Origin of the sequence: Nostoc sp. CHAB 5715, assembly GCF_020829685.1 — a bacterium.
Lineage (GTDB): Bacteria > Cyanobacteriota > Cyanobacteriia > Cyanobacteriales > Nostocaceae > Nostoc.
Map to the genome: position 1 here is coordinate 1 of NZ_JAIVFR010000235.1, position 8,436 is coordinate 8,436.

Sequence of the window (8,436 nt, forward strand, 5' to 3'; positions counted from 1 at the left end):
CTGTCTTTCCTGGATGGTGTTTTGGAGATCCGAAGAATGCCTGGAGAACCCCACGAAACTGTTAAGAAGAGAATTGCCGCATTATTAGAACTTTACCTGCTCATGGCAGGGTTTGACTTTACTCCAACTGGGTCAATGACCTTAGAAAGTGAATCGGGTGCTGTCAAGCGAGAGGCGGATGAATCTTATAAACTTGCCCCTGGTCGAGTGCGTCCCGATTTAGCGATTGAGGTGGTGTTTACCAGTGGCGGTATCAACAAACTCGAGGCATACAAGCGGCTGTTGATTCCAGAAGTGTGGTTCTGGGAAGATGGCGTATTAGAAGTTTATCACCTGCGTCAAGAGGGCAACGCGCTTCACTATGAAAGGGTTTTCAGTAGTGAAGAGGTCAAAGGAATTGATTTGGATTTGTTGTTACGCTGCATTAATATGGTGAATCATGTTGACGCCATCAAAACTTTTCAGCAGGCGCTTCAGAAATAGCTGGTAATTTCTGCTAAACCTAATAATCTCAAAAATTTGGTTAAAAAGATTGAGGCGATCGCTTAATCAAACTAATCCTTACCGAAGCTACTATTTTTCGCCCGTGTAAAGTGGTGCGCGTAGGCGTATCCCACCGCAGGCATGGCACGAATCGACGGATGCAAAAAACCTAAATTTGATAAACCGCAACTTGTACTAAATATTTTCACGCAATTTGCTTTTAGGGATCCAAATTACGTGGTTTTGCGGTCGTTATTGTAGCATTTAATAGCTAATCTAAAAAAAGGCACTGAGACAAGACAACGCTGACTAATTAGTTAACTCCTTTATGCTTTACCGTTTAGCGTTAACCTCTAGCCTAGTGCTGGCAAGTGCATTTAGCGTGCAGGCATTCGCTCTAGATCAAGCTGTGCTAGCTCAAAGTGCAGATGTTCCTTTCAGTGGAATAGTTCCAGTTGAAGCTACCTTTAGTCCTCCTGCCCCTGGCACTGCTGAACCAACTATTTCTAGCGGTTCTGGTGGAATTCCAACAAAGTTTGAATCACAAACTCCTGCCACAATCGGTGTGCAAACCAGCACATCTGCCACCATCTCTGTTTCGCCCCCCAGGCTTGTATCTGGGCCTAGTGCCGATCCATCTGGGACAACGCACATTGGGTTTTTAAAATTTGGTTCGACCAACCTTCGCAGTGATGTTAGCAGTGGGAGTGGAATTTTGCCGCCAGGTAACACCAATTTAGAGGTGGGTTTATTCGTAGAGCGACCAGTAGCATTTACGCCGGGAACTTATACCTACGTTGTTACCTTAACCATCGCACCATAACTGTTTTCTCCAACCCTTATTTATTTGAGAAGGATTTAAAAATGATTCGTCGTTCTTTATTAACCGCTGCTTTGATAATTGTTGGTTCTACTGCTCTTGCACCCAAAACAATGGCACAAACTGCTGATGTTCCGTTTACAGCAAATGTCGGTGGTGTCTGCAACTTCGATCAAATTATCCCTGGTAGATTGGGACTCAACCAACCGACTAACGCAACTGCATTAGCGGCAGGGTTTCCTGGAGGGTCATTTGGTAGGGTTGTTGTTAGCTGTAACCAAGGTGCCAGAGTAAGTATATCTCAGCCGCAGCAGACCGGAGGTTCTGGGTTTACACCTATTTTCTCTGTCGGGGAGATTTATTCACCTTTTGGCGGTACGAATTCTCAAGCTGGTGGTTTTCTGGGCCTACCTCCTGGTGGCGGTTTGCCCTTAGATATAAATATGGTAGTAGATAAAGGCAGTCCTCTTGTTCCCGGAAACTACAGCTATGTAACAACATTGACTATCGTACCATAGTCTAAAATTTTTCCAGTTTACCTTCAGATTGCTTGAGAAAAATAGTTGCTGAATATCTTGTCGCTAGAGACTAAATCTTCAAGCGGCAAGATATTTTTCTCATTACCCATAGATAAAATAAGTCTGCTTTTGGGAACTATAAATCAGGAATTAAATTTACAATCCTGCCATAGTTATAAATATGCTCAATAAAAATTGGCGCTCTCTAGCTGCTGTTAGTGCTGGTTTATTCGCCCTAGTTTTGTTTCCTGGTGCTGCTAAAGCACAAATGAGCGTTTCTCCTCTGGTGATTGAAGCTAAGGCGGAACGCGGACAAGCCCAAGGAATGATTACGATTTCCAATACCAGTAAGACCCCTTCTCGGATTCGGATCTATGCTCAACCTTTCACATATAGCCGCGATGCAGGGTTTCAAACCTTATCCTCTAGTCCCACTGACCTAACAAAATATCTGCAATTCTCACCGCGTGAGTTGACTGTCAAACCAGGAGAAGTTCGGCGGGTGCGCCTCATCAGTCGTTTGGCTCCTAATTTACCTGACGGGGAATATCGAGCGGTAGTGTTTAATGAAACTCTCAATGAATCCAAAGATGCCGCTGGTAATAACGTTACTTTGGTGGCACGAATTGGCGTGACATTCTATGTCAGAAAAGGCAACCTTTCTCCTCAACTAGCAGTTGATAGTGCCAGCTTTAATCCAGAGCAAAAACAAATTCAAATCTTAGTTCGCAATAGCGGTCAAGCAACTGTTCTCCCCAGTTTAAATTGGACTTTACGCCAAGGACAAACTGTTGTCAAAACTGGCCAGATAGATGCTAATGCTGTGGTGGCAAATAGCGAGCGCAATTTATTATTAAATTATCCCACGAAAGACCAACCAACCCTAGCTCCGGGTCAATATCAGCTAAGTGGTGAGTTGTTATGGGGTGAAGACACTAAAAAAAGTAAGTTGCCCTTCAATCTAAATATTACTATTCCCACACAAAAGGCTGCATCACAGAAGAAGTAGCTTCTATAACAATTCGTAATTCGTAATATCGATAATTTTGTTTGGTGCATGGGAATTATATGTTTGTAGAGACGTTGCATTGCAACGTCTCTATTTTTATAGTAAATTTTACTGAGAAGTTAAAAATTTGTGCAACTTCGGTTATTAACTAGTAGAGGCAAATCTCTGCTGGGCGCCATCGCTCTTATCTGTCAAATTATTATCACTCCAGCTAAGGCAGATACCCCTGCAATTTCCAATCCACAAACGCCTACAACTGCCCAATTAGCTAAGGATTCCGAATTTAAAGTTTTTCCCGTAGGATTGAATGTAGGCAACCGCAATGTCAATCCTAGCGTTTTGGTGCGTGGTCAAGAAGATGGTTCCCAACCAATTGATTTTGCAAATTGGCTGTTACCCTATGATGCTGTAATTCAAGGGTTGAAATTAAATGTCACCACTTTACCAGACGGTCAATTAGAAGTGCGATCGCCTGGTGTTGTGACTCGCATTGATCCAAAAAAACTTCGCACCGATCCAGAATTAGGATTAGTCTTTAAAATTCAAGATTTACAAACTCTATTTGGCGTAGCGGCGAAATTTGACATCAATGAATACGCCATTGTTTTGGATGTTCCAGGGCTAGATCAATCTACTGGCAAACTAGTAGAAACAGAAACTCCGATTCAACTAGAAGGATTACCACACATTACACCTAAAAAGTTTAATGTTGCAGCAATTGAACAAAAGGTAAATGCTAGCGGTAGTGCTACCAGATCAACAAGTTATAGAGGTGATTTCCTTGCTGTTGGTAGTGCTTTCGGTGGTTCGTGGTTCATCCGTACCGATCAACCAAATTTACAAAATCAGCAAACTTGGAATATTGCGGAAGCACAGTTTCTCAGACAAACTAATTCAGCTGATTATTTTGTCGGTTCCCAGCCAACTTTTTGGCAAGCCCAAGGAACAGGGGACTATTGGGGTTTTACATCCATTCAACGACAGGGATTTATACCACCTCAACCCTTTGGTGGTTCTTCTGATCCTCGTCAACGTTTACAAGCAGATGCTATTGGACGTACAATTTCTGGTAAGGCTGAACCAGGTACATTAGTGCGGTTGGTGCAAGGTTTTGGCGATCGCGTGATTGCCGAAATTTTAGTTGATTCTTCTGGCATTTACCGCTTTGAAAATATTAAAATTCAAAATCAATTTTTGGGTAACAATTATCGCGTCTTGCTGTATCCCCAAGGGCGACTCACCGCACAACCAGAAATTCAAGAGGCTACTTTTTCTACAGTGCTAGGACAATTACCAGCAGGTGCTTCAGGATTAATCGTTTCTGGTGGGTTACGACGGAATTCTTTGGGAAATCAAAGTCTGTTGGGCAACTTTTCTGACTTTCGGGGGGGAATTGCAGGGCGTTGGGGTTTATCGGAAAATCTGACAGTAGGCTTAGGTGGAGTGTACGACGAATCGCCTAGAGCCTTAGCAGAATTATTTTGGCGTCCGGGAAAGTTACCTTTGCAGGTAGCAGTTTCAGCACTGACGGGTAATAAGTGGGATGTGAACACAGATATTCGCTACAATCCATCATCCAACTTGAGTGCTGCATTTACTAGCGATCGCTTGTCTAGCCGTTTTAATTTAGATTGGCGAGTTTCTCCTCAATTCACCTTATTCACAACTACTGACACTGGTGATGCAACATCTGGCGGAATGCAAATTAACTTGAGTGGGAAAGATGCCTTTACCTTTGCCCGTGTCAGCTTAGATACTAAAAACCGCCTGCGCTGGAATTTGCTGCAACGTCTCGGTAGACTAGAATTAACGCAACGCGGTAACGAAATTGGCACTTTGTCGGAACTGAGTTACAGCTTGTCTAAAAACCGCTTTTCTAATAGTGGCAGTTCACTACTGTTAAATTATGAAACACAGAATCAAAATCGCAGCGACAACTTGCTAAGTGTGAGTTGGCGCTATCGTTCACAACAACAGGCGATTGATGGTAGTTATCGGTGGGAAGCACAATTAGGTTATGGCATTGGTTCTCAGGGTAGGGGACTACTAGCCACATTATCAACAACAGTTTTACCCGGTTTGCTATTACGGGTGCGTTATCAAGGTGTATCGCCGATTTCCGATGAAGCAACTTTCAGCATAGATTTAGCTTCTAGCCTGAATCTACAAGGGGGTATTAGTCCAGGCGATCGCCGTTCTAGTTACTTGCGTACACAAGGCGGACTGCTAATTAAGCCATTTTTTGACCGGAACAATAACGGCAAACAGGATGGAGGCGAAGAAGTTTATACAGATAACGCTGATTTATTGTTGACTCTGAACAATAAACCTCTTAAGTCATTTTTACCACAAATCCAGGGCGATCGCACCTTAGTTCGGATGTCTCCTGGCATTTATCGCCTCGACCTCGATCCAGCAGGTTTACCTCCTGATTGGCAGGCGGCGGTTGAGTCTTCTGCCGTTGATGTGATTGCTGGTAGTTACACCCCTGTGATGATTCCGCTAATTCGTTCTTACACGCGATCGGGGGTAGTCACGGATGCTCAAGGTAAAGCGATCGCAGGCGCACGAGTAGAAGCTATACAACCAGATCAAGGGACTCGGCGTTTTTCTGTTACCAACGGTGCTGGAGTCTATTATTTAGAAGGCTTGGCACAGGGTAAATACACTCTACAAATCAACGGTAAATCTGCTGGTAGCTTGAAATTGGAAGAGTCTTCTGAACCATTCCAAGAGCTTAATTTGCAACAGCCCTCAATCCCCTAACGCGATCACGGTACAATCCAGAGGTTTTGAATGTGGTAGCAATGGCTTTAGGTTTTGCGATCCTATTAACCCGATTAGGAGAAAAACGTGTTACGGCAATTACAGTAGAAGTAGGAATTCAAAATGGGACTCTGGCGATCGCTTCTACACCTACGCTGCTGAATACTCCCACAATGGCCATTCCTGGGGCAATTTATGGTCTGCTAATGTTTGTAACTGGTGCTGGATTTGCTTGGTGGGCTAGTCGTCGCCAAAGCTTGTTGAAAGCATAAAAGTAGTTTGCCTCATTGCCAAGTCTGGTTGTCCAGTGGTTGAAAGTATCTCCATACAAGCTACACTTTCATTCCTTTGCTAACTTGTAAAGTGGAATAGGAAGTCGAAGAGAGCATCAAGAACATACATGTACGTACTAATTGGTGGAGCAGGCTTAGTCGGCTTAAGTTTGGCGCAAAAACTGGTAGAACTGGGACATACTGTTGCCGTAATTGACATTGACCCTATCGCTTGCCGCTATGCCCGTGAACAAGTAGGAGCAATGGCTTTTGAAGGCAGTGCTGTAAGTACAGAAGTATTGTTAGAAGCGGGGATTCGCAAAGCCGGTTCCTTGGCAGCTGTTCTGAGAAGTGATGCCTTAAACTTGGCAATGGTAACTCTTGCAAAACACTACGGTGTCACCCATATTTTGAGTCGGATGCGCCACCCCGATTTTGCCGAACCGTTGCGTATCGCTGGAGCTAACCATATTATCAGTACTGTTGAACTATCAGTTTCAACAATGGTGAATGCCATTGAGTATCCGCAAGTGGAATCAATGATGCATTTTGAGCAGGGACAGATTGAGGTTCTGAAACTTTCCATCCCCAACAATTGCTATGTTGCTGGTCGTAGCGTTGCCGAAATTGCTCAGGATTCCCAATTTCCTAGTGGTTCGCTAATTATTGGCTATCAACCCCATCCCCACGAAGATTTGATGATTCCTAACGGTAGTACAATACTAAAACCTCATTCAACTGTGCTGATTGTGACTAAACCAGGATCTTTACATCAAGTCATTGATTTTATTGAACAAAAATGTTGAGCGTAGTTCCTAGCTAAACTCTTTATTAAGTGGGGTTAGCTACACATTTAACAATTCAAAAATAAAAAAATTGGTGTAAATAGTTTTGATGAAGCTGTATCGATATATTTATTTAGCGATCGCTGTTATTCTTCTTGCATCTTGTGAATCAACAAATATTCCACCAAAGTCACAACCCGATGCCATTCAAGCAACCCCATTGCAAAAAGTTGTGACGCTGGATAATAATTTTAAGATAGCAAGCAGTCAAACTGTTTATATTCCTGTTTATTCTCATATCTATCATCACAATCGGCAGGAGATTTTCGAGTTAGCAGCTACGCTCAGTATTCGGAATACAGACTTGACTAATCCGATCGTCATTACTTCTGTGCGCTACTATAACTCAGAAGGGAAACTAGTTAAACAGTATTTAGAGCGCCCTATTCAACTTGATGCACTGGCTTCTACAGATTTTTTTATCAATAGAAATGATACCAGTGGAGGTTTAGGCGCAAACTTTATTGTCGAGTGGGTAGCCCAAACAGAAATATCCGAACCGATAGTGGAAGCAGTCATGATTGGTACTGACTTTCAACAAGGAATTTCTTTTATCAGTCCTGGTAGGGTAATTAAAAGTCAAAATAACTATAAGCGATCGCCTTTAAAATAATTCGTAATTCGTAATTCGTAATTCGTAATTAAGTTTTTCCTCGTTTCCTTGTTCCCATGCTCCGTATGGGAATGCATTCATTGAGTCAGAGACTCAATATCTAACTAGAGGCAGCAGATTCTAATCAGCCAAAGCTCAAAGGTTCACTCACGAAGCTCAAAGGTTCATCGACAAAGCTCAGACTATCCCCAATACTGTTCGGTTAAGCATTTCTAACTTGGAATTGGGTTTTGGGAAAAGGTTACTGGGTTTGGGTTAAAGGTTTTTCTTTCCCCTTTCCCCCTTAACCGAAAGGTATTGAGACTATCCCCAGTCCCCACATCCCTAATCATCTTCTAATTTCAACAATTGTTCATCAAGAGCTTGTATCCGCCCGCGCACAATTTCTTCTGAGAGAATTCGCTTCCGCATTGCCTCATTGAGCGCTCCTTTTTCTGCCAGGAGTAAACGCCGGCGAATGGCATCAAGTTTACTGCTGTTGCCACTTCTGCCTTCCAACTCATCAGGACGACGATTATAAAGTTGCCGCAGTGTCTTTTCTGCACCAGCAATTCGCACCTGATAAGCTGAACGCATCTCTTCATAAACGGCTTTTGGTAAGACCCCTGATTTCAACAGACTATCTAATTCATCTTGTGCTGCTTTACCCGTCATCAACTGGGCTTGCAATTCTTCAACCTGTTGTTGAGCTTCTGAAAATTTAGATAATTTTAAGCGTTTTACCACCCAAGGCAAACTTAAACCCTGTCCCACTAACGACACCAGCACACAGCCGAAGACTATAGCTATCAGAACTTCTCGCCCTGGCAGTGTGGTAGGTAAGCTCAACGCCAGAGCCATTGAGAGTGAACCTTTGATGTTGCCTAAAAACAGTAAATGTTGCCAGCCTAGCGGAATTGGGCGGTCAATCCACCGAACGCCTGCTAGTAGAGGATAGACTGTAAGAACTCGCCCGACTTGATAAGCCAAAACTGCAAGTAGAATTGCAGGTAAAGTTTTCCACAGCGTTACCAAGTTTATTTGTACACCAATCAACAGAAAAATAAAAGTGTTGACGGTAAAACTGGCATATTCCCAAAAACTCAACAAGGTGATGCGACTAGAAGCAGA

The 8,436-nt window shown here is 43.1% G+C and carries 8 protein-coding genes and 1 pseudogene; 8 read left to right on the plus strand and 1 reads right to left on the minus strand.

The window, feature by feature from the left end; all coding sequences use genetic code 11:
* From LC574_RS14780 to LC574_RS14815, 8 genes and pseudogenes are all read left to right on the plus strand, one after another.
* Nucleotides 1-483: Uma2 family endonuclease (locus LC574_RS14780; protein ID WP_229454223.1), on the plus strand; the 483-nt coding region annotated here is incomplete at its 5' end.
* 328 nt (nt 484-811) lie between these two features.
* Nucleotides 812-1,306, plus strand: coding sequence for a hypothetical protein (locus LC574_RS14785; RefSeq protein ID WP_229454224.1), 495 nt, complete (start codon nt 812-814; stop codon nt 1,304-1,306).
* 41 nt (nt 1,307-1,347) lie between these two features.
* Nucleotides 1,348-1,821 (plus strand): hypothetical protein, encoded by a 474-nt coding sequence (locus LC574_RS14790; RefSeq protein ID WP_229454225.1) that lies wholly within the window; start codon nt 1,348-1,350, stop codon nt 1,819-1,821.
* A 181-nt stretch (nt 1,822-2,002) separates the two neighbouring features.
* Nucleotides 2,003-2,830, plus strand: a complete 828-nt coding sequence (locus LC574_RS14795) for a P pilus assembly protein, chaperone PapD (protein ID WP_229454226.1) — start codon at nt 2,003-2,005, stop codon at nt 2,828-2,830.
* A gap of 129 nt (nt 2,831-2,959) precedes the next feature.
* Nucleotides 2,960-5,596, plus strand: coding sequence for a carboxypeptidase-like regulatory domain-containing protein (locus tag LC574_RS14800; protein WP_229454227.1), 2,637 nt, complete (start codon nt 2,960-2,962; stop codon nt 5,594-5,596).
* Nucleotides 5,597-5,622: 26 nt separating this feature from the next.
* Nucleotides 5,623-5,868: pseudogene (locus LC574_RS14805) on the plus strand (bile acid:sodium symporter family protein); the annotation flags it as partial.
* Between the two features lie 128 nt (nt 5,869-5,996).
* Complete coding sequence (locus LC574_RS14810; RefSeq protein ID WP_229454228.1) at nt 5,997-6,674, plus strand: TrkA family potassium uptake protein; 678 nt, start codon at nt 5,997-5,999, stop codon at nt 6,672-6,674.
* Between the two features lie 88 nt (nt 6,675-6,762).
* The gene (locus LC574_RS14815) at nt 6,763-7,326 is read left to right on the plus strand and encodes a DUF3124 domain-containing protein (protein ID WP_229454229.1); all 564 of its coding nucleotides are present in this window, start codon (nt 6,763-6,765) and stop codon (nt 7,324-7,326) included.
* Nucleotides 7,327-7,650: 324 nt separating this feature from the next.
* Here LC574_RS14815 and LC574_RS14820 read toward each other — a convergent pair.
* Nucleotides 7,651-8,436: cation:proton antiporter (locus LC574_RS14820; RefSeq protein WP_229454230.1), on the minus strand; the 786-nt coding region annotated here is incomplete at its 5' end.